Genomic DNA, 25573 nt, shown 5'->3' on the forward strand with positions numbered 1-25573 from the left:
TCAACTTCACAAGCTGGTTTATAAAGTGTTGAATTACCTGTAACATTTAGGAATCCATAGTGCATGAATTTAATAACTGCTTAGAAAAGATTTAAAATATATCAAATAGATAACTTGAAAAAATATTTTATATAAAAATAAAGCAGTTTATTTACAAATTGTAGACAACTGCTTTAATTTCATATATGAAATTATTTATATATAGCCATGTGAAAATATAGAGATTAGTTTATATCAATTGACAGTGATTATAGTCGAATATAAAATTATATCATATAAAGCTTATAGGAATTGTAAGAATGAAAATCGATAATTATGAAACATATACTGTTATGCGGATTTATTATTATTTGAATATGTCTAAAGTAAGGTTATAGTGACTAATAAACTATGTAAGGAGAAATGTGGAATGGAAAAGATACAAGAAGAATTAACTATAGGAATCAAAAATTCAGATTCACTTAAAAAGAATAAAACAAATATAAACAGCAAAAAAATAGTTGGGTATATAAATATTGCAATTTTACCAATATTGATATTAGCAGCTTGGATTACAGCAACTAAGCTAGAACTATTTTCACCTGCAATATTACCATCTATACCAACAGTATTGGATTCTCTAAAAAGTCAATTGAATTCAGGGCAGCTTATAAAGGATATAAGTGTCAGCTTAATAAGGGTAGTAGAAGGATATATGATAGCAGCAGTTTTAGGAATTACTCTTGGTGTTCTTATGGGCATTAGTGAAAGGATAAATAAATTTTTCTTCTTGACTTTTACTTCAATAAGGCAAATACCAATGCTTGCATGGATTCCATTAATAGTTTTATGGTTTGGAATAGGAGAAAGTTCCAAAATAATAGTAATAGTTATTGCAGCTTACTTTCCAATTTTATTAAATACAATGAATGGAATAAAAAGAACTGATAAAAATTTAATAGAAGTTGGAAATATGTATAAATTGAGCAAGTGGAAACTTTTTACAAAAATATATTTTCCATCTGCATTACCTTCAATATTTGTTGGTTTAAAGCTTGGTCTTGGAATATCATGGATGGCAGTTGTAGGAGCTGAAATAATAGCTTCAAGTTCAGGAATAGGATATAGGATGAATGATGCAAGAAGTTTAATGCAGCCAGAAGTTGTTTTTGTTGGAATGTTTGCAATTGCAATAATTGGAATCATAATGGATCAGATTTTAACTAGAATTTCTAAAAAGATTACTCCATGGGAAAATAATAAATAAGGAGGCACAAGTAATATGGTGGAAGAAAAATTAGTAATTAATCATTTAAATAAGAATTTTAATGTTGATGGTAAAAGTGTAAATATATTAAATGATATTAATTTAAGCATAAATGAAGGTGAATTTATAGCAATTGTAGGTCATAGCGGATGCGGAAAGAGTACTTTGCTGAAAATTATTGCGGGGCTTCTTGATTATGATGATGGAAATGTTATTTTGGATAATAAAAAAATCACTAAACCGGATATTGATAGAGGGATGGTATTTCAAGAGCACAGATTGTTTCCATGGCTTACAATTAAAGAAAACTTAGCTATAGGTCTAGACAAACTAGATAAAAAAGAGAAAGAAGAAATTATATCTGACCATTTAAAGCTAGTTGATTTAGAGGGCTTTGGAAATGTATATCCGCATCAGTTATCAGGAGGAATGTCTCAGAGAGCAGCTATAGCAAGGGCACTTGTAAATTCACCTAAGGTATTACTTTTGGATGAACCTTTTGGAGCACTTGACGCCCTTACTAAAATTACATTGCAGGATGAAATATTAAAAATATGGGAAAAAGAAAAGAAAACTATGATTATGGTCACTCATGATATAGAAGAAGCTGTATATTTAGCAGATAGAATTGTGGTTATGTCAGCAAGACCAGGGAGAATTAAAGAAACAGTTAATGTTAATTTAGGAAGAAGCAGAGATAGAGGAAGTGTTGATTTTGCTAGGATTAAGAAAAGAATTTTAGCACATTTCTTTGAGGATAAAAGCCTCACATTGGAGTACAATATTTAGATAATTTATCAGCATTAATTTTTAGTTTAATCCCTAGTATTTTGATAATGAAACTAAATAATATAGATTAATATTATATTAAATTTGAATAGGGGGAAATTTACTTATGAAAAAGAAATTATTATCAATATTTTTAGCAGCAACTACGGTATTTATGTTAGTTGGCTGCGGAAACAGTAAGCAAGCAGACAATGCCAAGAGTAGTGAAAAAACAGTTAGAATTGGTTTCCCAGGAACTCAAAGCTTTATGGGCGGAGTAGGTGGAGTAGCTCAAGAAAAGAAATATATAGAAAACGAACTCGAAAAGGTTGGATATAAAGTTGAATACAAGCCTTTTGCAGCAGCTGGCCCAGCTGTAAATGAAGCTTTGACTGCAAAAGAAATTGATATAGCAATATATGCAGATTTTCCAGGAATCTTAAGTAAATCAAAGGGTGTTGAAACTTCATTAATAGGTATAGCAGACAATTATATAACTTCTGCAATCATTGTAAAAGCAGATTCACCTATAAGCTCGGTTAAAGATTTAAAAGGTAAAAAAATAGGATTTGCTAAGGGAACTTATATGCAAAAATATTTATATCAAATATTAGAGGCTAATAATATAGCACAAAGTGATGTTGAATTAATTAATACTACTGATTTCGATTCAGCACTTCAAGGAGGCTCTATAGATGCATTAGTTGTAACAGACACTCAAGAAGCAATACAAGTTTTAACTAAGAAGACAGCTAAAACAATTGATACCTCAAAAGACCATCCAGATATTACTGCACAGTCAGTAATAGTAGGTAATAGTAAATTTTTATCTGAAAACAAAGAGGCTGCAGTAGCCTTATTTAAAGCATTAAAAGAAGCTAAAACTTTGATGAAAGAAAACACTGATGAAGCATATGACGTGTTAACTAAATCAGGTTTAGATAAAGAAGCAACAAAATCACTTTATGGCAAGGATAATGGAAAATTTGATTATGTTTCATTCAAAGTAGATGATGAAGCTAAGAAGAAAATAAATGATAGTAAAAAATTTATGTTAGATAACCAATTAATAACAAAGGATTTTGATACAGATAAATGGATAGATAATTCATTTTATGAAGAAGCAAATAAATAAAATTTTATATCTAAATTGCAAAATTCACTTTAGAAATTTAGGCAGTAGATAGAGTTAATAAATAAGAAGAACATTTAAAGGAGGAAATTATTATGGGACATCCAACTATTTATCCAACAGGAGCAACACTTTATAATCCTAAGAAGGCTTGGAGTGGTTACACTATATTTCAAGTTAAAGGATTAGGGGCATTATTAATTAACATGAACGGTAAGGAAGTTAAGTTATGGAAGGGGCTTCAAGGCTTCCCGAATAAAATACTTCCAGGTGGATATGTTTTAGGAAGTACTGGAGAGAGAAATCCTAAATATGGAATGCAGGATATGAATGATTTAGTACAAGTTGATTGGAAGGGAAATATCGTTTGGAAATTTGATCATAACGAATTTATAGCTGATGAGGGTGAAGAACCTCAATGGATGGCAAGACAGCATCATGATTATCAAAGGGAAGGCAGCACTACAGGCTATTATGCACCAGGCACAGAGCCACTAGTAGATAAGGGAAATACTTTCATACTTACCCATGAAAATGTTAAAAATTCTAAAATAACTGAAAAAGTACTTTTAGATGATAAGATTATTGAAGTTACCTGGGATGGAAAGATTGTTTGGGAGTGGAGACCTAATGAGCATTTTGATGAACTTGGCTTTGATGAAAGTGCTAAAAATATACTTTATAGAGATCCTAATATGAGACCAGCAGGTGGTGGAATGGGAGATTGGCTTCATATAAATTCTATGTCATTACTTGGTCCTAATAAATGGTATGACAATGGTGACGAGAGATTTAATCCAGAAAATATTATTTGGGACAGCCGTGAAGCTAATATTTTAGCAATTATAGAAAAGAAGACTGGTAAAATTGTCTGGAAGGTTGGACCATATTATGATGAAAGTGAAGAACTTAAAAAGTTGCAGTGGATAATTGGACAACATCATGTTCACATGATTCCAAAAGGTCTACCAGGAGAAGGTAATATATTAATCTTTGATAATGGTGGATGGGCAGGATATGGTAGTCCAAATCCAGTAGCACCAACAGGAAGACAAAATGCTCATAGAGATTATTCAAGAATATTAGAAATTAATCCAATTACGCTGGAAATAGTATGGCAGTATACTCCAAAGGAAGCTGGGCTTATTGAACCATTAGATTCAAACAGATTTTACAGTCCATTTATAAGTAGTGCTCAAAGACTGCCAAATGGAAATACTTTAATAACAGAAGGTTCAGATGGGCGTATATTTGAGGTAACAGCAGAACATGAAATAGTTTGGGAATATATAAATCCTTATAAAGATGATAGCAAAGGTCCAAGTATGAACATGGTTTATAGAGCATATAGAGTTCCTTATGAATGGATACCACAATTGGATAAACAGACTGAAGTGGAAATACAAAAAATTGATGTAAAGAATTTTAGAGTTAATGGATCAGAACCTATAGGAGCAGTAGAGGAAACACAGGTTAAAGGTACTAAGGGATATAATCAAAATGATGCTTTTTGTGTTATATCAAATAGAGAATCACAGTAGAAAGAAAAAATAAATTAAGTGGATATGTGAGATTATTTGAATTTATATATGTGAAAATATAGGTGTTGTTTTGTAGTAGTTGATATTATATAGCATTCAGAATAAAATTATATCATAGAAAACAGATGGGAATTATACAATAAATTATTATATAAAAATAATTTATTTAAAATTAAAAACCATATTAAGTTGACCAGAAAGACTGGAGACTAATTATAGGCATCAAAAAATAAATGCGGTTGATAAGCTGCATAGCAATGATGTTTTGTAATTAGTCCTTTTTTATTCTTTATAAAATTATAACGGATTAAATTTGTGTATACCTTTTATAATATTGTATTTTACTAAAATTAAATGATATAGAAAAAATAAAAAACAAATATATTCGTCTGCCAAATTTTTCTTACATGCGTTCGGAAAGGCAGATGCGAAAAAAATCTCCGGCGCCACAATCGCCTGCGATTTTTTTATCTTAATTTGAAAGGAAGATTGAAAATGAAAAAATTATTTACATCAGAATCGGTAACAGAAGGACATCCAGATAAAATATGTGATCAAGTCTCGGATGCTATTTTAGACGAAATATTAAGACAGGATCCAGATGGAAGAGTAGCCTGTGAGACAACCACAGGAACTGGATTTATAAATGTTTTTGGAGAGATATCAACAAAGGGATATGTTGATATTCCCAAAATAGTAAGAAATACAGTTAAAGAAATAGGATACACAAATGGTGAATATGGTTTTGACTATAAAACATGTGCAGTTCAGACAGCAATAGATGAGCAGTCAAGAGATATAGCAGTTGGAGTTGATACTGCAAAGGAAGTCAGAGATGGAGAAGAGGATAACCTTTCATTAACAGGAGCTGGAGATCAGGGAATGATGTTTGGTTTTGCAACTAATGAGACAGATGAGTATCTGCCACTTCCAATAACACTCGCTCAAAAGCTTGCAAGAAGGCTAACTAAAGTTAGAAAGAATAGTGAATTAGCATATTTAAGACCTGATGGAAAAACACAGGTAACAGTAGAATATGATAATGATAAACCTGTAAGAGTTGATACAATTGTTATTTCTACACAACACTCGCCAGAAGCCACTAATGAGCAAATACATGATGATCTTATAGAAAAAGTAGTTAAAGAAGTTGTTCCTGCAGAATTATTAGATGAAAATACAAAATATTTTATTAATCCAACAGGAAGGTTTGTTATAGGTGGACCACAAGGCGATGCTGGCTTAACAGGAAGAAAGATAATTGTTGATACCTACGGTGGATATGCAAGGCATGGTGGTGGAGCTTTCTCAGGAAAAGATCCAACAAAGGTAGATAGATCAGGAGCATATGTGTCAAGATGGATTGCTAAAAACTTAGTAGCAGCAGGTGTTGCAGATAAGTTAGAAATACAAATATCTTATGCAATTGGTGTAGCAAAGCCAGTGTCTATAACAGTAGATACATTTGGAACAGGAAAAATTTTAGAAGATGCAATCGTAGATATAATAAATAAAGAGTTTGATTTGAGACCAGCAGCAATAATTAATATTTTGGATTTAAAGAGGCCAATATACAAGCAAACAGCAGCCTATGGACACTTTGGAAGAACGGATCTTGATTTACCTTGGGAAAAATTGAATAAGGTTGAGGATATAAGAAAATATTTATAGAACTCAACCAAAACTGACTAGAAAACTAGAGGTTTTAAGAAACACAAATATTGTTCCTTAAAGCCTCTTGTTATTTTAAGAAGAAAGGATACAAAATATTGAATTTTAGATTATACAAGGAGGTATTAATTAATGAAAAGAAGATTATTTGGTGTTATTGCTGTACTAGTGATATTTATGTTAAATATTACATCATGCACGAACAATAAGAAAGCGGAAGTACAAGAGAAAAGTAGTAGTACCAGCACTACCAATACTGACAAAGTGAAAATTGGTTTTGTAGATGTTACAGGTACAGGAGAAATATCAAGTACTTTGGGAATTGCAAGAGATAATGGTTATATTGATGAAGAGTTAAGCAAAATAGGTGTAAAGGCAGAGTTTGTGCCTATGACTGGTGCGGGGCCAGCCATAAATGAGGCATTGGCAAGTGGTAGTTTGGATATAGGAGATTTGGGAGATGTACCAGCTATTATTGGAAAGGCAGCAGGAATAGATACACAGTTAATTAGCTCAGATGGTCTTACCAGTGGTGCATCACTAGTAATTCCTAAAAATTCTACTATTACTTCTGTTAAGGATTTAAAGGGAAAGAAAATTGCAACACAAAAGGGTGCCTTTATGCATGAGGTATTAATTAATATATTGCAAAGCAATGGGCTGACAATGAATGATATAGAATTTGTAAACTTAAATGCTCAAGGGTCAGCAGATGCACTTATGTCAGGAAATGTTGATGGAGCTGTTGTTGGTGGTGTAACTTTAGGAAACTTGGTGTTGAAGGGATATGCTAAGGAGTTAGTAGACTGCAGGAAAAATCCGCAATGGAATACTGGTGGGTACACTATTGCGAGAACGGAATTTGCAGAGAAGAATCCAGAAATAATTAAAGGTATATTAAAAGCTTTAATAAAAGCTAAAAAACTTTGCCAGGAGGATAATACGGCTAGCCTAAAACAATGGATAAAATCAGGTAATTCTGAAGAAACATACAAATATTTATATCCTAATAATGACTATGTATATGATGTAGAAATAACTGATAAATTTATTAATAGCGGTAAAGCTACTGTAGAATTTTTAAAGAAAAATGATTTAATTAAAAATGATGTAGATATCAATAAATGGATTAATACCAGTTACTATGAGGCTGCAAAAAATGCTAAATAGTAAAAAGCAATATTAAAATAAAAGTATATGGAGGAAGAGAAATGAGTAATATTAAAGAAATTCTATATAAAGAATTAGAGCTTAAAGCAAAAATAATTGTAGAAGGTATAAATGCAAATCCAGGAATTTTTAAACATCTTGATTTAGGAGGAAAGTACCAAGAACAAATTCATTTGCTCTTTGAGATGGATCATCATGAACATGTTGGAATTAGTTTCCCATGTGGATTCACATCACCAAATGGATTAAGGTATAGCTTTAACTGGGATGTTAACTCAAGATTTTCAATCAAGTATAATGATGGACAATACTATTTAGCTGAAAATGACATAGATATTTTTCCTATAGAATTTGATAAAAGACCAAATTATTACAAATTAACTACTTCTGATGGTACAAGAATGTCACATATCGCAAGTCATTCACCAGGTGGAATTGTCGGAATAGCTTATAGTAATGAGTGCGCTCTTAAAGATAAAGGGTTAGACTGTTTGTTCTGTAATGCAAATGCAACAAAAGATACATATGCTGAAAAGGAAAATATAACTTGGAAAAATCCAAAACAAATAGGAGAAGCAGTAGCAGCAGCATTTAAGAATGACAACGCTAAGCATGTTAATCTAACAGGTGGCTTTGTGCCAGAGAGAAGAGAGGTTGACTATTATATAGATGTAGCAGAAGCTATTCAAGAATATACAGGACTTGAAGATTTTAATGGAACTGCTGTAATAGGTGCGCCTAAAGATTTAAGCGTAATAGACAAATATAAAGAAGCTGGATTTAGAACGATAGCTATTCAATTAGAAATATGGGATAAAAATATCTTTAAAACAATTTGCCCTGGTAAGGAAGGCGATTGTGGTGGATGGCAGCATTGGGTAGATGCACTGGAATATGCAGTGAAAGTTTTTGGATTTGGTAGAGTTAGAACTGGCTTTGTGACAGGAATTGAACCAAAAGAAAAGACTCTTGAAGGAGTAGAATATTTAGCATCAAAAGGAATTTTAAGTTTAACTAATGCATGGAATCCTAATCCGGGCTCAAAATTAGAAGGGCATAGAACTCCAAAACCAGAATGGCATTTAGACATGGCTAAAAAGACTTATGCAATTTTTAAAAAGGCTGGTTTTACTTATGAACAATATTTTGATGCTTCACCTTCCGCCGATTTTTTGGTTCATGATATATTTAAAATAGAAGAAGGCTTGTTATCAATATTTGAGAAGAAAGATGTATAAAAGTGTGCTTTATAATAAGGTATTTAAGTTATCAATAGATGCATCATATTTATTATTAAGATTTATAATAATAAATATTTTCATATGAATGTATTTTGGGACAACTTTGATGATATTGCAACTTTTTGCAATAAATATTGCAGCAAATACTGGAGAAGTAGGATTAATTACAGGAATATAAGGGATAGGTGCTTTAATTATGTTTTTACTATCGGGAATTTCGGAAGATAGTTTGAGTACAAAGAGACTAGGTGTTTTTGTAAGAATTGAGCAAGGTAGAGGATATAAAAAAATACTTATAAGATTTAATCAAAACTGACTAGAAAACTAGAGGTTTTAAGAGGCAATAATTATTGTTTCTTAGAGCCTTTTATTATTAAGAAAAATATTAATGAAAAACAGGAGGAATTAAAATGTCAAATATAAACAAGGAAATTGGTGAATACATAGAAAGTAGTAAAGATACAATTTTAGCAACTGTAGATTTTAATAACAGTCCTAACTTACGGGTAATTGGAGGTTTTGGAATAGATGATGCAGCGATTTATTTTACAACAGCTAAAGACACTAATAAAGTAGAACATATTAAGGGTAATAATAATATATCCATTATATTTCAACATGAAAATCAAGTAATACCTAATTTTATTAATGTTGAAGTAAAAGGAGTTGCAGAAGAACTTGAAAGCAAGGGGCAATTTGAAGAAGGGTTTAAATTTATTGCAAAAAGGAGACCCCAATTAAAGGTAACAGAAAAAACTCACAATATTTATAAAATAATACCAAGTGAAATTAAGATTTTAGATTTTACTAAAGAAAATCCAGATAAAAAAATTCAAATAATCAAATTTAAATAATATTGGATATATAGCTAGGAAATTTAATAAGTGATTGTAAAAGGAAAGAGGGGATATAATGAGTAGAATTGCTATTGTAAGTGCTATGGAAGTTGAAATTTATTATGTACATGAATATTTAGAAAAGAGAGAAAACTGGCAAAAGATAGATGAAGATACATATGAAAATAAAGAGAAACAAATAATTGTAACAGCACAAGTTATGGGAGTAGGAAAAGTAAATGCTGCGTATAAAACAACAGAAGTTATTTATAAATTTCAGCCAGATCTAATTGTAAATGTAGGATATGCAGGTGGATTGATTGATAATGCTAAAAGAGGTGATGTTGCTATTGGTAATGATTATGTCCAGGTAGATTTTACACCATTAATACAAGAAAACAAAATTAGTATTAATGAAAGTCCTAAAGAAATAATTCACCTTCTTGAAAAAGCTGCAAAAAAATTGGAGTTTACGTATTTTACAGGTAAAATTGCAACAGGAGATTTCTTTTTGCATAGTTCAGAAACTAAAAATAAGATTAGAAAAGAACATAATCCTATTGCATTTGATATGGAGTCTGCAGCAGTAGCACAGGTAGCAACTAAAAAAAATGTTGGTTTTATTGCATTACGTACATTTTCTGATTTAGCAGATGATGATGCACAAAAGGTGATAACTGATAAAAGTGGCAATATAGAGCATAAGCCAATTATATTGATTATAGAAACAATTGAACAATATGAAATTTCTGCATAGTAAAGATATGATAGAAATATCGTACTCAAGAAAACAATAATATATACAAGATATCATCTGAAAAAATAAAAATGCTAGATTTCACTAAAGAAAATATAGAAAAAAGAATAAATTAATTAAATTTTAATCAGTTAGGAGGGGATTGAAATTATAAAAAAAGTAAGTGTCATATTATTGATTTTAAGTTTTCTATTTTCTTTAGCTGGCTGTACAAAAAGTAATGTCTCTCAAAATAATGCAGAAGCTAGAGGAAGTGAAAAAAAGGTTGTGAGGTTAGGAAGCGCTACAACTAGCAATTTTATGGGAGAATTACCTGGAATAGCACAAGAAAATAAATATATAGACGAGGAATTAAAAAAAATAGGATATGAAGTTGAGTACATTAATTTTCCGAAAGCAGGGCCAGCAGTTAATGAAGCATTTGTTGGAGGTAGTATTGATTTTGCATGTTATGGTGACTTGCCACCAGTAGTATTAAAGTCCAAAGGGCAAAATATTAAAATCGTTGGGATTCCAAATTCATCATTAAACATGGATTTAATTGTACAAAATGATTCAGATATTAAATCAGTTAAAGATATAAAAGGGAAAAAAATAATAGTTGGAAAAGGAACAGTTTATCAACAGTATTTTGGAAATTTGGTAAAAGCAAATGGTATAGATGAAAAAGATGTAGAAGTATTAAATGTAGTTGCAGAAGGTGAATCAACCTTTTTATCTAAAAGTGCAGATGGATATGTAGTTACTGATGCAATGGCACAAAAACTTGCTAAGGGTGGGAATGGAAGAATTGTAGCTACTACAGTAGATCAACCAGAATTTGCTAGTCAGTCAGTTCTTGTTGGCAGAACTGACTATATTAAAGAAAATTCTGAAGTACCCGTTGCACTTCTTAAAGCACTTATAAGAGCACAAGATTTTGCAAAGAAAAATCCAGAAGAAGCATATAAGGTTATGGCAAAATCAGGATTCTCGGAAGATATTATAAAGGAATCTTATGGTTATGATAATGGACAATTTAAATCTTTCAATATAGAAATAACAGATGAGTCTATAAACAAATTAAAAAATTTAAATAAATTTCTATATGAACAAAATTTAATTTCAAAAAATGTAAATATAGATGAGCTAGTAGATAATAGCTATTATGAAAAAGCACTAAATGAGTTAGGAAAATAATGTTTTTTCTGAGCTCCTCTATATGATATAACAGCTCACCATTTTATGTTGAAAAGGATGGAAAGGATTTTTATGTATTAAGAGAATGGAAAAATTATTTGCTAGCAGGTAAATTCATTATTCATAATTTTTATAGAGTAGAAGATGAACTTCTTACAGTTTTTAAATAATACAGTATGATATGAAAGGAAGAAAAAAATATGAGTATAGAAAAAGAAAATTTAAAGAAGGAAATTGAATTAGCACAGAAATTATTTAATGAAGGCATAAATGCAGATCCTGAATTATTTAAGGGGTTGGATTTTGAAAATGTTTATTTAGAACAAGTACATGCATGCTTTGAATTTAATCATAAAATTCATTTGGAATCTAAAATACCTGCAGGATTCCGTTTACCAAGTGGCTATTATAATGGTTTTATATGGGATCCAAAATCAAGGTATTCTATAACATTGGAAGAAGAAAAATATTATCTAAATGAAAATGGGACAAGACTATATGAGATATTTTTTGAGAAGAAACCTAAATTTTATAATAAGCACACCTCTGATGGAACAAAAATGTCAACAATAGCACAATTCAATGGGTCTGGTAGAATAAGTGTAACTTATAGTAATGAATGCGCATTAAAGGATAAAGGACTTGATTGCTTATTTTGTAATATAAATGCTACAAAAAACACATATGCAGAAGCTGAAAATATAAAATGGAAGAATGCAAAACAAATTGCAGAAACAGTTAAGGCGGCATATGAAGAAGGCTTTAAGCATGTAACTATAACAGGTGGATTTGTACCTGAAAGAAGAGAAGTAGATTATTATATAGATGTTGCTGAAGCTATTAAAGAAGAGACTGGGTTAGAAGATTTTAATGGTACAGCCTGCATTGGAGCACCTTTAGATTTATCCACTATAGATAAATATAAAGAAGCCGGATATAGAACTATTGCAACTAATATGGAGATTTGGGATGAAAATATATTTAAGACTATATGTCCAGGAAAGGAACAGATTTGTGGAGGAAGACAAAACTGGATTGATGCATTAAAGCATGAAGTTGAAGTTTTTGGAAAGGGCAGGGTAAGATCATATTTTGTAGCAGGAATAGAGCCAAAAACAAAAATACTTGAGGGAATAGAATATTTAGCATCAATTGGAGTTATAGCAGTTCCATTACCATGGAATCCAAACCCTGGATCAGCATTGGAAGGACATAGATCACCAACAACTGAATGGCATCAGGATTTGCAATTAAAGGGGTATAACATTTTAAAGAAGTATGGTTTTACTCATGATCAATTCTTTGATGCAAATAACGGAGAATTTATTTATGATCATTATTATGATTTAGACGGAGACTTTTTATCGGAAGATAGAAAATAAACCTTGAAGTACTATTGAAAAAAATAAAAAAATTGGAAGGAAGAGTTCTATGGCTAAAATAGGAAAACATATAGCGATTTATGGTAAAGGGGGAATTGGTAAATCAACTACTACATCAAATATAAGTGCAGCACTTGCAGAAGAAGGATATAAAGTAATTCAAATAGGATGTGATCCCAAAAGTGATTCAACAAATACTCTTAGAGGAAATAGTTATTTACCAACAGTTTTAGACAGCATGAGAGAAGGTAAAAAAGTTCATTTATCAGATGTATCTGCAACTGGATTTGGGGGAGTGCTTTGCATTGAATCAGGTGGACCAGTGCCAGGAGTTGGCTGTGCTGGAAGAGGCATAAATGCAGCTGTAAACTTGCTTCAGGATTTAAAGCTTTTTGAAGAATACAAACCAGATTACGTTCTATATGATGTTTTGGGAGATGTAGTCTGCGGTGGGTTTGCAGTCCCTATAAGAGATGGAATTACTGACAGAGCTTATGTTGTAAGTTCTTCTGATTTTATGGCAATCTATGCTGCTAATAATTTATTTAAAGCTATTAGTAAATACGCACCATCTGGAGGAGCAAAGCTTGGAGGTATAATTGCTAATGGATTAACAGCAGGGTATTCTAGAGCGATTGTTGATGATTTTACAGCAAAAACAGGAACAAAAGCTGTTGGGTATGTTCCACGTTCCTTAGTAGTATCACAAAGTGAGCTGTTTGGGAAAACGGTTATAGAAGCTAATCCCAAATCTCAACATGCAGATATATACAGACAACTTGCAACATATATAGCTGAAAGTGAAGAATTAGTTGTGCCAAACCCATTAGGAGTTAGTGAACTTAGAGATTGGGCAAGAGAATGGGGAGATAGAATATATGATACTGAAACAGGAGTTGTTCAAGAAAGTCTTGGAATATAGGAGGAAAATCTAAATGTGTGCATTTGATAGTAATAAACTTCAAGGCAGGGAAAAGAGATTAAGCACTTTAAGTGCGTATTTAGGAACTGCACATAATCTTTTTAAAGAAGATGAAGACAGGCAGAATATAAGAACATTTTCAGAGGCTGCCTTTGATGAAATAATATATGCTATAGAAACCATTGCATCTATAGAGGATTCAGTTATAGTAATTCATGGTCCATCAGGATGCGGAAATGTTAACCTTCATTATTTTGCAGAAGGAAGTAAATTTAACTGGTATAGTACCAATTTAACTGAAAGAGATTCTATTTTAGGGGGAGATGAAAAGTTAAGGGAAACTATTTATTTAGCACATAAAAAACATGAGCCTAAAATTATATTTATTGTAGCAACATCAGTTGTAGCAATAAATAATGATGATATAAGTGCAGCTGCTTTGGAATTGGAAGAAGAGTTAGATGCTAAAATAGTTCCGATCTTTACGGATGGATTTAAATCTAAAGCTGCAGTAAACGGATATGATGTAGCCCTTCATGCTATAGGAAAGTATTTGATTAAGGGGAATGGGGATGGGGAAGAAGAAAAAAGTAATTTTCTAAATTTAATATCAATATCGGAAAACAATGAGAATATAAAGGAAATTTTATTATTACTTAAGGAGCTTAACATTGAAACCAACTTAATTCCCAAATTTGCAGATAATGAAGGCCTAAAAAAATCAATAAAGGCAAAGGTATCTGTTGCACTAAATGATGATGAAGGATACTTTTTAGGAAGAGGCTTAGAAGAAGCTTATGATGTACCATATATAGAGACTACGTCTCCAATAGGAAGTAAAAACACAGCCACATGGATTCAACAAGTAGCAGAGGTATTTAGCACAGGAGATAAAGTAAAGAAAATAATAGACAGGGAAATTTCTAAGAAAAGAAAATTGATTTATGAAGCTCCACTTACAGGATTAAAAATATATATTGATTTAAAAACTACAGAAGCAATAAGTTTAATACCGTTAGTAAAAGAATATGGCGGTGAAGTTGTTGGAATTACTGTAGATGAAGTAGATAAAATAAATAAAAATAAATTTGAAGGATTAAAATACGATCTTCCTGTACATGTAGCAAGTGGACAACTTTTTGAAGTAGCAAATATTTTAAACAAAACAAAGCCAGATATATATATTGGAGAAGCAGGAAAAACAGCATGGGTATCAAAGCTTGGAATTATACCTGTATCTGTAGCAAATGCAGTACTTTATGGTTTTAATGGAGAGCAAAAATTAATTGAATCAATAAAAAAAGCTGAAAGAAATAAAGAATTAATTAATGATATGAGTAAGAAGGGTAATTTACAATATAAGAATGGCTGGTTAAAAAAGAGTACCAATTGGTATATAAAGCAGGAGGTGAAATAGCATGTCACAAGGTGTAGAAAAATCACGTAATAGCTGCATTCTTCAAGGTGCAATTAGTACAATTTTAGAAATAGACAGGGTAATACCAATAGTTCACTCAACAGCAGGATGTACTATTCAACAAAAGATTGGAGATAAAGCAAGCAAATATAGTGGCTTTGATATTCCTTCAACAAATATAAATGAAAAACATGTTATTTTTGGAGGAGGATCAAGGTTAAGGGAGGAAATAAAAAATACAGTTAAGGTTGTAGATGGAGATTTATATATAACTTTAAGTGGATGTGCTCCGGAACTTGTTGGAGATGATGTAATTACAATGACAAGTGAAGCTCAGGAACAGGGAGAACCTGTAATTTATTTTAAGGCGCCTGGATTTAAGGGGAAGTTTCATTTAGGTTATGAAGGGGTTGTAAATGCAATAATAAACCAGCTTCCACTTATAACCAAGATAAATAAAGCTAAGGAAAATAATTTAGTTAACATATTTGGAATAATCCCAAACCAAGATATACATTGGAGAGGAAATTTAGAAGAATTGAAAAGAATCTTAGACGGAATAGGATTAAAAGTTAATACTTTATTTGGATTTAATCAAGGAATAGAGGAATGGAGAAACATTTCTTCAGCAGCATTAAATTTAGTTTTTTCAAAATGGGGAGTTAGCATTGCTGAAAATTTAAAAGAAAAATATGAGATTCCTTTTATAAATTTTGAAGCTGTGCCAGTAGGTGCTAAAGATACAATTAGTTTTGTTAAAGAGGTTAGCAGTATATTAAATATTGATGCAGAGAAAACAGAAAAATTTTTAAGAGAAGAAAAGGAGAAAGAAGATTATTATATAAACAATTTATTAAATTTATATTTTGATTACAATTTTCAAAAGACATTCGGCATAGTTGGAAATGAAAGTGTAGTTAGAGGGATAGATAACTTCTTATCTGAAACTTTTGGATTAATTCCAAAAGTTAGAATTTTTACAGACCCAATACAGGAAGAGGATGAAATACTTAAAGAAAATGAATATCGTACTGAAGATTTAAATGAAATTCAGGAAATATTAAAAAGTAATAATGTTGAATTTGTTTTAGGAAGTTCATTAGAAAAGGAAATTTCACAAGAGTTAAATGTTCCACTTTTAGTTATTTCATTTCCAGAAATAGATAAAGTAATTTTAAACAAGAGTTATTTAGGGCTTAAAGGGGGAATCAACTTACTTGAGGATTTAAGCACGGTGATTCTAAATTACGAAAGGAAAAAACAAGAAAAAGCAGGGGAAGAAATAAAATTATTAAGGAAATATAAATAAAATGATGTAAAACATAAAAGTATATAAGTTGCGTTAAATTAAAACACTATTATTAAAATTTAAAAAGATGACTTTTGTTTAATGCAAAAATCATCTTTTAAATGACAAGTAATTATTCTTAAATATCCATTACAAAGGCGAGGCTTTGTCTTCAATAGATAAAGTCTCATTCATGCTTCCAGTCCTATAACCAAGCAAGTCTAAAGTAACATAAGTAAATCCAATTTTCCTCAATTCATTACCAATACGATTCATTATATCTATATTGAAGAATTTTTCTCTTTCAGAGGGATCTACTTCTATTCTTGCAATTTCACCATGATGCCTTACTCTTACTTGAGTTATTCCAATATCTAGTAATAGCTGTTCAGCTTTATCTACCATACTTAATTTTGCAATTGTTATTTTATTTCCGTAAGGAAATCTAGAAGATAGACAAGCAAACGAAGGTTTATTCCAAGTGGGAAGACCAAGCGATTTTGATAACTCTCTTATATCATTTTTAGTAAGTCCTGCCTCTTTTAATGGACTTATTACGTCAAGTTCTTTAGCTGCCTGCATTCCTGGCCTATAATCGCCAGTATCATCTAGATTTGAACCATCAAATACATAACTTATTCCATTATTCAAGGCAATATTGTTAATTTTTGTATAAAGTTCTTTCTTGCAATAATAACATCTGTTTTTAGGATTTGAAGCAAAACCTTCAATTTCTAGTTCTTCTGAAGAGATGATTACATGTTTCACCTGAATATCTTTAGCATATTTGATTGCCTCATTTAATTCTCTTTTAGGGTAAGTTGATGAGGTTGCAGTAATTGCAAGTAGGTTATCACCTAATACTTCTTTAGTAACTTTTAAAAGAAAAGTACTGTCAACACCACCAGAAAAGGCTATGGCAGCACTTCCTTTTTTTCTTATTATATCTTTCAATAACTTGTACTTTTCTTGAAGTAGCATAATAATACCTCCTGATATTTAGAATTAAGATTTAACATTATTATATACTTCGCTAACAGCAGTAGCAAGCTGATCAGTACAAGATGTACCCTTACCATTACAATTGATTCCTTTAAAATTTCCCTCAATTTCTTCGACTGTCATTCCTTCAACAATTTTGCAGATAGCTTTGAGATTACCATTACAGCCTCCGCCAATAAAAGCAACATTGTGAACAACATTATTATCTAAATCAAAAGATATTATTTTAGGACAAACATCTTTTGTTATATATTGATTAGACATACTAAATCCTCCTAGCCAGAATTATAAAAATAAATGTGTTAAAACCTCTCATTAATGAAATAGGGATGTCCTTCAATATGATTATTAAATCAATTTAGGACATCCACTTAAAAATAAGAACAATAAATAAATTAATTTATTTAAGTTCTGATTACAATTCTACATTGATAATAATTAAATTTTAAGAAATCCTGTAATGATTTCAATCGTAATTGTGAATTATGAACTTTTAATTGCTTCCTCCGCCCATATAATAAAGAAACTCAATAGAATCACCATCTTTTATAATATGTGTTTCAAAATCAGTTCTAGAGATAATTTCTTCGTTTACTTGAACTGTTACATATTCCTGCATTTCAACATATTCTTTTTCTAAAAGCTCTTTTATTGATGCTTCGTTGTTTAAAATAGTTTCTTTTCCATTAATAATTACTTTCATAATAAATATTTCCTCCTAGAATTATTTCAGGTGCCTAAATTTTAAAATAAGTTTTGAATTTAGCCACATGTATTTAGCTCATAATCAATTAGTTTATTAATAGTTGGTGCTTCACCGCAAATTGCACAATTTTTATCATGATGAATATCAATTGTTCTGAAATTCATTTTTTTTGCATCAAATGTTAGCAACTTTCCAGCTAATAATTCACCAACCCCTGTAATATATTTTAAAGCTTCACTAGCTTGGATGGAACCAATTATACCTCCCATAACTCCAAGAACTCCTGCTTGCTGGCAAGTTGGCACTACATCTGGTGGTGGTGGATTTTTGAAAACACAACGATAGCAAGGACCTTGCCCAGGAACATATGTCATGGTTTGTCCCTGAAATCTAATGATTCCAGCATGTGAAAATGGTTTGTTAAGCATAACACAAGCATCATTGATTAAGAATTTAACAGGAAAGTTATCTGTTCCATCAATAATGAAATCATAATCTCTATCTTTTATAATATCTAGAATGTTTGAAGCTGTAGCACGTTCTTGATATGTAACAACATTAACATCTGGATTTATTGCATTAATGGTTTCTTTTCCAGAGATAACTTTCGGTTTTCCAACATCCTGAGTTGAATGAATTATTTGTCTTTGAAGATTTGATAAATCAACAGTATCAGCATCAACAAGTCCAATAGTTCCAACTCCAGCAGCTCCAAGATACATTGCAGCTGGTGCACCAAGTCCGCCTGTACCAATGATCAGAACTTTACTATCTAGTATTTTTTCTTGACCTTTAACGCTGACATCATCTAAAATGATTTGTCTTGAATATCTTTCAAGCTGCTCATTAGTAAAATTCATAATTTATCACTCCTTGTAAATTTATTTACCTTGCTATAATGTTTCTGACTAAAATAGCAAGTTGATGTAAGTTTTCTTTTAATAGATATGCACAACATTTATTTTTCATTGCAAATTTAATACTTTCTGGTGAAACATCTTCTGATACAATAATAAAAGGTGTCTTTGGAGAAAGTTCATTTCTTATAAAAAGAGCTTGGATAGCATTAAAGTGAGGTGTTGAATTATCAGATAGAATAATATCAAATTCATTTTCTTTTAATGCATTTCTCATGGCTTCTTCACAGTATATATGCTGGCTATTAACCTCAAATCCACCTCGTTTTAGTTCAAGGACATTTAAGTCAGCAATATATTTAAATTCTTCAATGATAAGAACACGTATATTTTTCATCATAATCTCCTTAACTAAATTTTACTGATTGCATTTTCAAAATCAGTAATTAAATCCTCAATATCCTCAAGTCCAACACTAATCCTAATCAAATCATCAAAAATACCAGCATTTTCTTTTTCTTCATATGAACTATTTATATAAATAGTTGAAGCAGGATGAATTACAAGAGTTCTTGTATCTCCGATATTTGTGGCATTAACTGCATACTTTAGATTATTAATTATTTTAAAAGCATTTTCCTTAGAACCGGCTCTCATGGTTAAGATTGCACCAAAGTATCCATTGAACTGGTTAATGGATATAAAATTCCATTTGCTGCTTTTAAGTCCTGGGTAATTAACATTTTCAATCTTAGGATTACTTTCTAAGAATTCTGCAAGCTTTAAAGCATTTGTACAAAGGCGCTCCATTCTGATACCAAGAGTCTCAAGACCAAGGCTATTTAAAAATGCATTTAATGGAGCAAGGCAGGCACCTAGATTCCTAAATAATCCGCCTCTAAGCTTTGAAAGGTAAGCAAAACGACCAAATTTTTTTGATGGAGCTAAATTGGGATATCGCCCAAAATCCCATTTGAAATTTCCACTATCAATAATAACTCCGCTAATTGAATTTCCGCTTCCATTAATGTATTTTGATGAGGAATGTATTACTATATCTGCTCCGAATTCAATTGGTTTAATAAGAAAAGGAGTTGCAACGGTATTATCAACAATTAAAGGGATATTGTGAGAATGTGAAATATCTGCAATTGCTTTTATATCAAGGACATTTAGCATTGGATTACCTATAGTTTCTATAAAAACTGCCTTGGTATTTTCGTTTATTAATGTTTTAAAACTATTTGGAGAATCATCTTTGGCATATTTTGTTTTTATGCCAAAGGACTGAAAATCTTGAAATAATCCTATTGTGCCGCCAAAAAGAGCACTGCTTGAAACAATTTCATCACCACTTTTTAGAATGTTTAATAATGAATTAGATATTGCTGCCATTCCAGAAGCGCAAGCAATAGCACCGATTCCACCCTCTAATAAGGCCATCCTTTTTTCAAAAGATTCAATTGTTGGATTATTTATTCTTGTATAAGAATAACCAGGTGCGTGATTGCTAAACACATCTTCAAGCTTTTCAGCTGTCTCATGAACAAAGGCACTAGATTGATAAATTGGTGAAAGGGTAGCACCAGTTTTGCTATCATGATTAAAATTACCATGCAAAAGAGTAGTATTAAATTTCAAGTAAACCACCCTTTACAACTGCAATTGTATATGTTCCATCATCATTTTTATTTACATTCAAAACTTTATGCTTTTCATTTTTCAAGCTTCTAGGAACATTTTGTATTGGTTCTCCATCGTTTAATTTTATTTCAAGGATTTGTCCATTATCAAGTTCTTCAAGTGCAACTTTTGCTTTTACAAAGGTTACAGGACAAACAACATCAGTAATGTCCACGAAAGAATCCGCTTTAATTTCACTCATTATAGGACCTCCTCTAATTTTGCTTTAAGATTGTCTATACCAATTCTATCTAAAGTAAATCTAAAACGCTCACCTGCATTTGCATTTTCTTTGAAAAATTCCACTGTGGCATCAACAACTTTAAATAAGGTTTCTTTATCCTCTATTAAAGGAATTAAACTTTGTCCAAAAGCAATGTTGTTGCCATATAAACCACCAAATGAAGTAATATAACCACTGTCTCCATTCCAAGCATCGGTAGGACAGGATTTAACGCACTTTCCACAATATATGCATTTACTTTCATCAAATTTAAGTTCATTAGTATTTTTATTTATTTCTATAGCTTTTGAGGGACATACAGCTTTACAAACACCACAATATGTACAGGAAGTTGTATTCCATTTAGGCTTTAATCCACCTTTTATACCTAGATCATTTTCTTCAGCTTTTAAGCAGTTATTTCTACAACCTGTAATTCCGATTTTAAATTTATGTGGTAAATCTTTAGCAAAATATTTTGCATCAAGTTCCTTTGCTAAATTACTAGTTTCAATTAATCCGCTACCACAAATGGTATTACCCTGGCACGCCGTAACAGTTCTTACACGAGGACCGCAGGCACCTGGTTCTAAACCGACAGTAGCAAGTTCAGATTTAACAGTATTAATATCTTTAAAATCTATAAATGGAATTTCTATACCTTGTCTTGATGTAAGATGAATATAGCCATGACCATATTTTTCAGCAATTTCACTTACTTTCTTAAGCTGGTCAGCTTTAATTTGTCCCCCTGCACCTCTAAGACGTAAAGAAAACTTTTCATATTGAATTTGTCTCATAAAGCCGCCTTTTTTGAGTTCTTTGTATTTTAATTCATCCATTTTATACCTCCTAATATAATATTTGATATATTTAATTATAGAATGGAGTAACTTTTGATTACAATGTGACTATGTTTAGTATTATATTGGAATTTATTTTGAAATGAATTATTCTTAATTGACTTTAAATCGTGCTATGGTAAAATCTAAGCAAATATTATCTCATAGGGAATATTTTCATTTATGTATTCTGTGAAATAAAATTTAAAGAATAATGAATAATTTTTGACTAATAGAAGAAATTGCTATATACTTAATTCATAGTAATCCTATTAGGTTAATATGAAAAGATTGATAGGAGGTTGTATTTATGATTATATTTTCAAAAGAGCAATTTAAAGAGGTAAGTGACCACTGTAAGAAATGTTTGCCAAATGAGGCTTGTGGGCTTTTGGCTGGAATAATTGATAGCAGTAATAATAAAATCATTCAAGAAATATATTTATTAAAAAATATTGATGAAAGCCCAGAGCATTTTTCAATGGATGTTCGGGAACAATTTAAGGTAATAGCTGATATTAGAAAAAATGGTTGGAGCTTAATTGGAAATTTTCATAGTCATCCTGAAACTCCATCTAGACCCTCAAAGGAAGATATTAGATTAGCATTTGATCCTAATTTAAGTTATGCAATTTTATCTTTAGCAGATAGGAATAATATCGTACTTAACAGTTTTGTTATTAAAGATAATATAGTTACTAAAGAAAAATTAATCATATTAGAGGAAGAGTAAAATTAATTTAGGGGCATTTTTAAATTTTAAGTAATTATTAATATTGGGGTGATAGTCATTAATACGTCTAACATATCAAATAATAATATAGAAGATATTAAAGAAAAAACAGAGAAGCTCCAAAACACCAATGATGAGCTTAGAGCTTTTAATTACACAATCTCCCATGAAATTAAAGCGCCCGTTCGTGCTATAGATGGATACGCCAGAATTTTTATTGAAGACTACGGAACGCAAGTTGACAAGGAGGGAGTTATACTTATAGAGAATATAAGAAATATTTGTAGCGATACACTGCTTCTTATAAATAAGCTCTTAGAGTATGTGAAATTTGCAGATATGGAGCCTACAAAAGAAATAATTGATACAAAAACGTTAATAGAAGAAACATTTAATGAATTAACTGTTGGGTATACAAATAAGGATAAAATTCAATTGAAATTTGAAAGCGAATTACCAATTATATTAGGTGATAATATTCTAATGAAGCAAGTCATAATTAATTTAATATCGAATTCTCTTAAGTTTACTTGTACAAAGGATTCTGCAATTATTACTGTTGGATATGTATATATAAATAATGAAAATATATTTTACATTAAAGATAATGGAGTTGGATTTGACATGAAGTTTTCAGAGAAACTTTTTGGGATTTTTGAGAGGATGCATTCTGAAAATGAATTTGAGGGTAGCGGAGTTGGGCTCGCCATTGTAAAGAAGATAATTCAAAAATTTGAAGGCAGGGTATGGATTACAGGAGAAGTTGGAAAGGGTGCCTGCACTTACTTCACTATTAATGAGCAAAACATATTAAAATAAAAAATAAATATTAAAGGCGGAGGTGATACAAGGTGTATAAGATTCTTGCAGTTGATGACAGAGAAATTTTTTTGGTTGAATTAAAGAGACTAAAATTATGGGGAGAAAAATCTAAATTTGAAATTGTAGATATAGCCTTGAATGGGAAAGAAGCTCTTGAATTATTAAATAAGAACTCATATGATCTTGTATTAACTGATATTAGAATGCCTATAATAGATGGACTACAATTGCTTAAGGAAATTAAACGAGATAATTTATGCCCATGTGTGGTGTTTCTAAGTGAATATAGTGAATTTAACTATGCAAGACAAGGAATTATATTAGGGGCATTTGATTATATTGTAAAACCTGCAAGTGAAGAAACTATGTTTCAATTACTCCAAAGAACGAAAGTATACCTGGATAATATATATAGTGATAAAGACAATCTGATAGATGATACTATGCAATTAATAGAAGTCGATGCTGAATGGATATATCCTACTTCTGATGAAAAACAAATCATTAGCTATTTAATCAAGAAGGAAGATCATGCAATTGAACTATTTAATAGGACAGCAGAAAGTATTTATAATGTATCATCAGATAATATAATTAAGGCAGACATCATAATAAAAAAAATATATTATAATGTTATTAAAGCAGTATATGAAGAGTATAACTGGCTGAATAACTATATTAATATTGAATTTTTTGAAACCGTAGACTATGTTAATAAAGAAAATATTAACGGTTTTACAGAGTATTATTGTGGGAAAATATCCTATCTTTTGACTTTCTTAAAGAAATTTTATCTTGAAGCTTCCGATGAATTGATAAACAATATTAGTGAATATATATTGAGTCATTCTGATTCCGATCTAAAATTAAAGATAATATCTAAAAAGTTTTATATAAACAATACGTACTTAAGTAATACTTTTGCTATAAAAACTGGAATGAGGTTTAATGACTATATAACAATGGTGAAAATGGCAAGAGCTAGGTACCTATTTATTAATACTCAGTTAAGGACTTATGAAATTGGATATAAAATTGGATATAGGGATATAAATTATTTTTCAAAACTGTTTAAAAAATATTATGGAAAAAATCCATCGGAGTATAAAAACGCTGCAAGCAGATATAATTCGTAAATTAGAATTATTTATAACTAATTTAAGGTATAAAAGTATATCTATGAAGTGCTAATTATTAATTTAGGCACATGAAAATAAATAGCAGGTCCAAGGTTGCCAGGAATATTTTTAATCAGGCAAGGAGATAAATTGACCTTATAGTGGGGCTATTAGGTCAATTTTCCGATGAGCAGAGAACCCAAATCTCTGATTTGGTGTGAATCGCTTACTCAGCAAGCGTAGCGAGTCGAGCTTCCTCTAATGGAAAATAGGCTGGCAAATTGACTTGTTATTTATTTGATGGTGCCTAAAAATAAGAAACAGGAGCTAAATCAAATTTTTGATATAACTCCTGATTTTTTTACGATATTTAAAACTAAGCTTTTACTTTAAAGAAAGTATGATGTCCTATGGTTGTTTCATTGATTTTTTGAGTTTCTTTCATCCAGTTACATGTTGCTATGGCTGGATTATAAAAGAACAGGGCATCATTTGTTGGATCAATACCTCTAATTGCATCGTATACTGCATCATAACAATCTTGGTCTGCACTAGCATTTATTTGACTATTTTTAACACAGGAAAATGCATTTTTTTGGAAAATAACTTCTTTTATAGTGTTTGGAAAATGAGGGTCAATGGTACGATTTAATACCACAGAAGCTACAGCCACCTTTCCTGCATATGGTTCACCACGACTTTCGGCAGAAACAACCTTTGCCATTAAATCTATATCTTCACCCGTTATATATAATTTTTGAGTATCATGATTAAATACTTGTAGAACTTCATCACGATTTTCTCTGAATTGTGAATTAGCGTTTATGTTATTTTCAGTAGTTTTCTCATTTATTTGGACATTCTTAGTTTCACTACAAGTTTCACCTAATGTTTTGGCGAAAGTTGGATTTACATTAATAACGGAAAGATATAGTATTAAAGCAATTACAAAAATACTATATTTCTTTTTCATAAAAAACCTCCTTCGGTATAGTGCAACAAGTAATATTATTGCCAAAGAAAGTAATTATATACAC

At 30.8% G+C, this 25573-nt stretch carries 26 protein-coding genes; 17 read left to right on the plus strand and 9 right to left on the minus strand.

The window, feature by feature from the left end; all coding sequences use genetic code 11:
* The first annotated feature begins 409 nt into the window (after positions 1-409).
* The 14 genes from CDLVIII_RS02425 to CDLVIII_RS02490 all read left to right on the plus strand — a co-directional run bounded on the left by CDLVIII_RS02425 (position 410) and on the right by CDLVIII_RS02490 (position 16571).
* Positions 410-1246, plus strand: a complete 837-nt coding sequence (locus tag CDLVIII_RS02425; RefSeq protein ID WP_009167866.1) for an ABC transporter permease — start codon at positions 410-412, stop codon at positions 1244-1246.
* A 15-nt stretch (positions 1247-1261) separates the two neighbouring features.
* Positions 1262-2035: an ABC transporter ATP-binding protein gene (locus tag CDLVIII_RS02430; protein ID WP_009167867.1), complete on the plus strand. Its 774-nt coding sequence runs from the start codon at positions 1262-1264 to the stop codon at positions 2033-2035.
* Between the two features lie 106 nt (positions 2036-2141).
* Positions 2142-3149 carry an ABC transporter substrate-binding protein gene (locus CDLVIII_RS02435; protein WP_009167868.1) on the plus strand — a complete coding sequence of 336 codons (1008 nt, stop codon included), beginning with the start codon at positions 2142-2144 and terminating at the stop codon, positions 3147-3149.
* 92 nt (positions 3150-3241) lie between these two features.
* Positions 3242-4687 (plus strand): aryl-sulfate sulfotransferase, encoded by a 1446-nt coding sequence (locus CDLVIII_RS02440; RefSeq protein WP_009167869.1) that lies wholly within the window; start codon positions 3242-3244, stop codon positions 4685-4687.
* 495 nt (positions 4688-5182) lie between these two features.
* Positions 5183-6358 (plus strand): methionine adenosyltransferase, encoded by a 1176-nt coding sequence (metK, locus tag CDLVIII_RS02445; RefSeq protein WP_009167870.1) that lies wholly within the window; start codon positions 5183-5185, stop codon positions 6356-6358.
* A 132-nt stretch (positions 6359-6490) separates the two neighbouring features.
* Complete coding sequence (locus tag CDLVIII_RS02450) at positions 6491-7528, plus strand: aliphatic sulfonate ABC transporter substrate-binding protein (RefSeq protein WP_009167871.1); 1038 nt, start codon at positions 6491-6493, stop codon at positions 7526-7528.
* 41 nt (positions 7529-7569) lie between these two features.
* Positions 7570-8766, plus strand: a complete 1197-nt coding sequence (locus CDLVIII_RS02455; RefSeq protein ID WP_009167872.1) for a radical SAM protein — start codon at positions 7570-7572, stop codon at positions 8764-8766.
* A 413-nt stretch (positions 8767-9179) separates the two neighbouring features.
* Positions 9180-9623, plus strand: a complete 444-nt coding sequence (locus CDLVIII_RS02460; RefSeq protein ID WP_009167874.1) for a pyridoxamine 5'-phosphate oxidase family protein — start codon at positions 9180-9182, stop codon at positions 9621-9623.
* A 58-nt stretch (positions 9624-9681) separates the two neighbouring features.
* On the plus strand, positions 9682-10362 hold the full coding sequence (gene mtnN, locus CDLVIII_RS02465; RefSeq protein WP_009167875.1) for a 5'-methylthioadenosine/S-adenosylhomocysteine nucleosidase: 681 nt from the start codon (positions 9682-9684) through the stop codon (positions 10360-10362).
* Positions 10363-10536: 174 nt separating this feature from the next.
* Positions 10537-11541 carry an ABC transporter substrate-binding protein gene (locus CDLVIII_RS02470; RefSeq protein WP_009167876.1) on the plus strand — a complete coding sequence of 335 codons (1005 nt, stop codon included), beginning with the start codon at positions 10537-10539 and terminating at the stop codon, positions 11539-11541.
* Positions 11542-11741: 200 nt separating this feature from the next.
* Positions 11742-12923, plus strand: a complete 1182-nt coding sequence (locus CDLVIII_RS02475; RefSeq protein WP_009167877.1) for a radical SAM protein — start codon at positions 11742-11744, stop codon at positions 12921-12923.
* Positions 12924-12972: 49 nt separating this feature from the next.
* Complete coding sequence (locus CDLVIII_RS02480; RefSeq protein ID WP_009167878.1) at positions 12973-13845, plus strand: nitrogenase iron protein NifH; 873 nt, start codon at positions 12973-12975, stop codon at positions 13843-13845.
* Positions 13846-13858: 13 nt separating this feature from the next.
* A complete protein-coding gene (locus CDLVIII_RS02485; protein ID WP_009167879.1) occupies positions 13859-15262 on the plus strand; it encodes a nitrogenase component 1 in 1404 nt (467 codons plus the stop codon).
* Position 15263: 1 nt separating this feature from the next.
* On the plus strand, positions 15264-16571 hold the full coding sequence (locus CDLVIII_RS02490) for a nitrogenase component 1 (protein WP_009167880.1): 1308 nt from the start codon (positions 15264-15266) through the stop codon (positions 16569-16571).
* Between the two features lie 129 nt (positions 16572-16700).
* On the opposite strand, the gene larE is transcribed toward CDLVIII_RS02490, so the two are convergent.
* The 8 genes from larE to CDLVIII_RS02530 all read right to left on the minus strand — a co-directional run bounded on the left by larE (position 16701) and on the right by CDLVIII_RS02530 (position 21863).
* Entirely contained in the window at positions 16701-17531 is an 831-nt protein-coding gene (gene larE / locus CDLVIII_RS02495; protein WP_009167881.1) for an ATP-dependent sacrificial sulfur transferase LarE, read from the minus strand.
* A 24-nt stretch (positions 17532-17555) separates the two neighbouring features.
* Positions 17556-17816 carry a TIGR03905 family TSCPD domain-containing protein gene (locus CDLVIII_RS02500; RefSeq protein WP_009167882.1) on the minus strand — a complete coding sequence of 87 codons (261 nt, stop codon included), beginning with the start codon at positions 17814-17816 and terminating at the stop codon, positions 17556-17558.
* 229 nt (positions 17817-18045) lie between these two features.
* Positions 18046-18255, minus strand: a complete 210-nt coding sequence (gene thiS, locus CDLVIII_RS02505; protein WP_009167883.1) for a sulfur carrier protein ThiS — start codon at positions 18253-18255, stop codon at positions 18046-18048.
* Between the two features lie 59 nt (positions 18256-18314).
* Positions 18315-19118 (minus strand): molybdopterin-synthase adenylyltransferase MoeB, encoded by an 804-nt coding sequence (gene moeB, locus CDLVIII_RS02510; RefSeq protein ID WP_009167884.1) that lies wholly within the window; start codon positions 19116-19118, stop codon positions 18315-18317.
* Between the two features lie 25 nt (positions 19119-19143).
* Positions 19144-19512: a response regulator gene (locus CDLVIII_RS02515; RefSeq protein ID WP_009167885.1), complete on the minus strand. Its 369-nt coding sequence runs from the start codon at positions 19510-19512 to the stop codon at positions 19144-19146.
* Positions 19513-19526: 14 nt separating this feature from the next.
* Positions 19527-20765 (minus strand): aminotransferase class V-fold PLP-dependent enzyme, encoded by a 1239-nt coding sequence (locus CDLVIII_RS02520; RefSeq protein WP_347462162.1) that lies wholly within the window; start codon positions 20763-20765, stop codon positions 19527-19529.
* Positions 20746-21000, minus strand: a complete 255-nt coding sequence (locus CDLVIII_RS02525; protein WP_009167887.1) for a sulfurtransferase TusA family protein — start codon at positions 20998-21000, stop codon at positions 20746-20748. The genes CDLVIII_RS02520 and CDLVIII_RS02525 overlap by 20 nt, the downstream gene beginning before the upstream one ends.
* A complete protein-coding gene (locus CDLVIII_RS02530; protein ID WP_009167888.1) occupies positions 21000-21863 on the minus strand; it encodes a 4Fe-4S binding protein in 864 nt (287 codons plus the stop codon). Before CDLVIII_RS02530 ends, CDLVIII_RS02525 begins: the two co-directional genes overlap by 1 nt.
* Positions 21864-22173: 310 nt before the next feature.
* On the opposite strand from CDLVIII_RS02530, the gene CDLVIII_RS02535 reads away from it, so the two are divergent.
* The 3 genes from CDLVIII_RS02535 to CDLVIII_RS02545 are packed head-to-tail and all read left to right on the plus strand — an operon-like array spanning position 22174 to position 24554.
* A complete protein-coding gene (locus tag CDLVIII_RS02535; protein ID WP_009167889.1) occupies positions 22174-22596 on the plus strand; it encodes a M67 family metallopeptidase in 423 nt (140 codons plus the stop codon).
* 48 nt (positions 22597-22644) lie between these two features.
* On the plus strand, positions 22645-23415 hold the full coding sequence (locus CDLVIII_RS02540; protein WP_009167890.1) for an ATP-binding protein: 771 nt from the start codon (positions 22645-22647) through the stop codon (positions 23413-23415).
* A gap of 32 nt (positions 23416-23447) precedes the next feature.
* Positions 23448-24554, plus strand: a complete 1107-nt coding sequence (locus CDLVIII_RS02545) for a response regulator (RefSeq protein WP_009167891.1) — start codon at positions 23448-23450, stop codon at positions 24552-24554.
* A 358-nt stretch (positions 24555-24912) separates the two neighbouring features.
* On the opposite strand, the gene CDLVIII_RS02550 is transcribed toward CDLVIII_RS02545, so the two are convergent.
* A complete protein-coding gene (locus CDLVIII_RS02550) occupies positions 24913-25509 on the minus strand; it encodes a cell wall hydrolase (protein ID WP_009167892.1) in 597 nt (198 codons plus the stop codon).
* Positions 25510-25573: the final 64 nt, after the last annotated feature.

The organism is Clostridium sp. DL-VIII (assembly GCF_000230835.1).
Taxonomy (GTDB): domain Bacteria; phylum Bacillota; class Clostridia; order Clostridiales; family Clostridiaceae; genus Clostridium.

What these genes read in the sequence shown, in the direction of transcription:
- metK (WP_009167870.1), top strand. Translation starts at nt 5,183, where the DNA reads ATGAAAAAATTATTTACATCAGAATCGGTAACAGAAGGACATCCAGAT.
- CDLVIII_RS02490 (WP_009167880.1), top strand. Translation starts at nt 15,264, where the DNA reads ATGTCACAAGGTGTAGAAAAATCACGTAATAGCTGCATTCTTCAAGGT.
- CDLVIII_RS02460 (WP_009167874.1), top strand. Translation starts at nt 9,180, where the DNA reads ATGTCAAATATAAACAAGGAAATTGGTGAATACATAGAAAGTAGTAAA.
- CDLVIII_RS02550 (WP_009167892.1), bottom strand. Translation starts at nt 25,509, where the DNA reads ATGAAAAAGAAATATAGTATTTTTGTAATTGCTTTAATACTATATCTT.
- moeB (WP_009167884.1), bottom strand. Translation starts at nt 19,118, where the DNA reads ATGAATTTTACTAATGAGCAGCTTGAAAGATATTCAAGACAAATCATT.
- CDLVIII_RS02525 (WP_009167887.1), bottom strand. Translation starts at nt 21,000, where the DNA reads ATGAGTGAAATTAAAGCGGATTCTTTCGTGGACATTACTGATGTTGTT.
- CDLVIII_RS02485 (WP_009167879.1), top strand. Translation starts at nt 13,859, where the DNA reads ATGTGTGCATTTGATAGTAATAAACTTCAAGGCAGGGAAAAGAGATTA.
- CDLVIII_RS02530 (WP_009167888.1), bottom strand. Translation starts at nt 21,863, where the DNA reads ATGGATGAATTAAAATACAAAGAACTCAAAAAAGGCGGCTTTATGAGA.
- CDLVIII_RS02455 (WP_009167872.1), top strand. Translation starts at nt 7,570, where the DNA reads ATGAGTAATATTAAAGAAATTCTATATAAAGAATTAGAGCTTAAAGCA.
- CDLVIII_RS02430 (WP_009167867.1), top strand. Translation starts at nt 1,262, where the DNA reads ATGGTGGAAGAAAAATTAGTAATTAATCATTTAAATAAGAATTTTAAT.
- CDLVIII_RS02450 (WP_009167871.1), top strand. Translation starts at nt 6,491, where the DNA reads ATGAAAAGAAGATTATTTGGTGTTATTGCTGTACTAGTGATATTTATG.
- CDLVIII_RS02515 (WP_009167885.1), bottom strand. Translation starts at nt 19,512, where the DNA reads ATGAAAAATATACGTGTTCTTATCATTGAAGAATTTAAATATATTGCT.
- CDLVIII_RS02425 (WP_009167866.1), top strand. Translation starts at nt 410, where the DNA reads ATGGAAAAGATACAAGAAGAATTAACTATAGGAATCAAAAATTCAGAT.
- CDLVIII_RS02475 (WP_009167877.1), top strand. Translation starts at nt 11,742, where the DNA reads ATGAGTATAGAAAAAGAAAATTTAAAGAAGGAAATTGAATTAGCACAG.
- CDLVIII_RS02535 (WP_009167889.1), top strand. Translation starts at nt 22,174, where the DNA reads ATGATTATATTTTCAAAAGAGCAATTTAAAGAGGTAAGTGACCACTGT.
- larE (WP_009167881.1), bottom strand. Translation starts at nt 17,531, where the DNA reads ATGCTACTTCAAGAAAAGTACAAGTTATTGAAAGATATAATAAGAAAA.
- CDLVIII_RS02435 (WP_009167868.1), top strand. Translation starts at nt 2,142, where the DNA reads ATGAAAAAGAAATTATTATCAATATTTTTAGCAGCAACTACGGTATTT.
- CDLVIII_RS02500 (WP_009167882.1), bottom strand. Translation starts at nt 17,816, where the DNA reads ATGTCTAATCAATATATAACAAAAGATGTTTGTCCTAAAATAATATCT.
- CDLVIII_RS02440 (WP_009167869.1), top strand. Translation starts at nt 3,242, where the DNA reads ATGGGACATCCAACTATTTATCCAACAGGAGCAACACTTTATAATCCT.
- CDLVIII_RS02480 (WP_009167878.1), top strand. Translation starts at nt 12,973, where the DNA reads ATGGCTAAAATAGGAAAACATATAGCGATTTATGGTAAAGGGGGAATT.
- mtnN (WP_009167875.1), top strand. Translation starts at nt 9,682, where the DNA reads ATGAGTAGAATTGCTATTGTAAGTGCTATGGAAGTTGAAATTTATTAT.
- thiS (WP_009167883.1), bottom strand. Translation starts at nt 18,255, where the DNA reads ATGAAAGTAATTATTAATGGAAAAGAAACTATTTTAAACAACGAAGCA.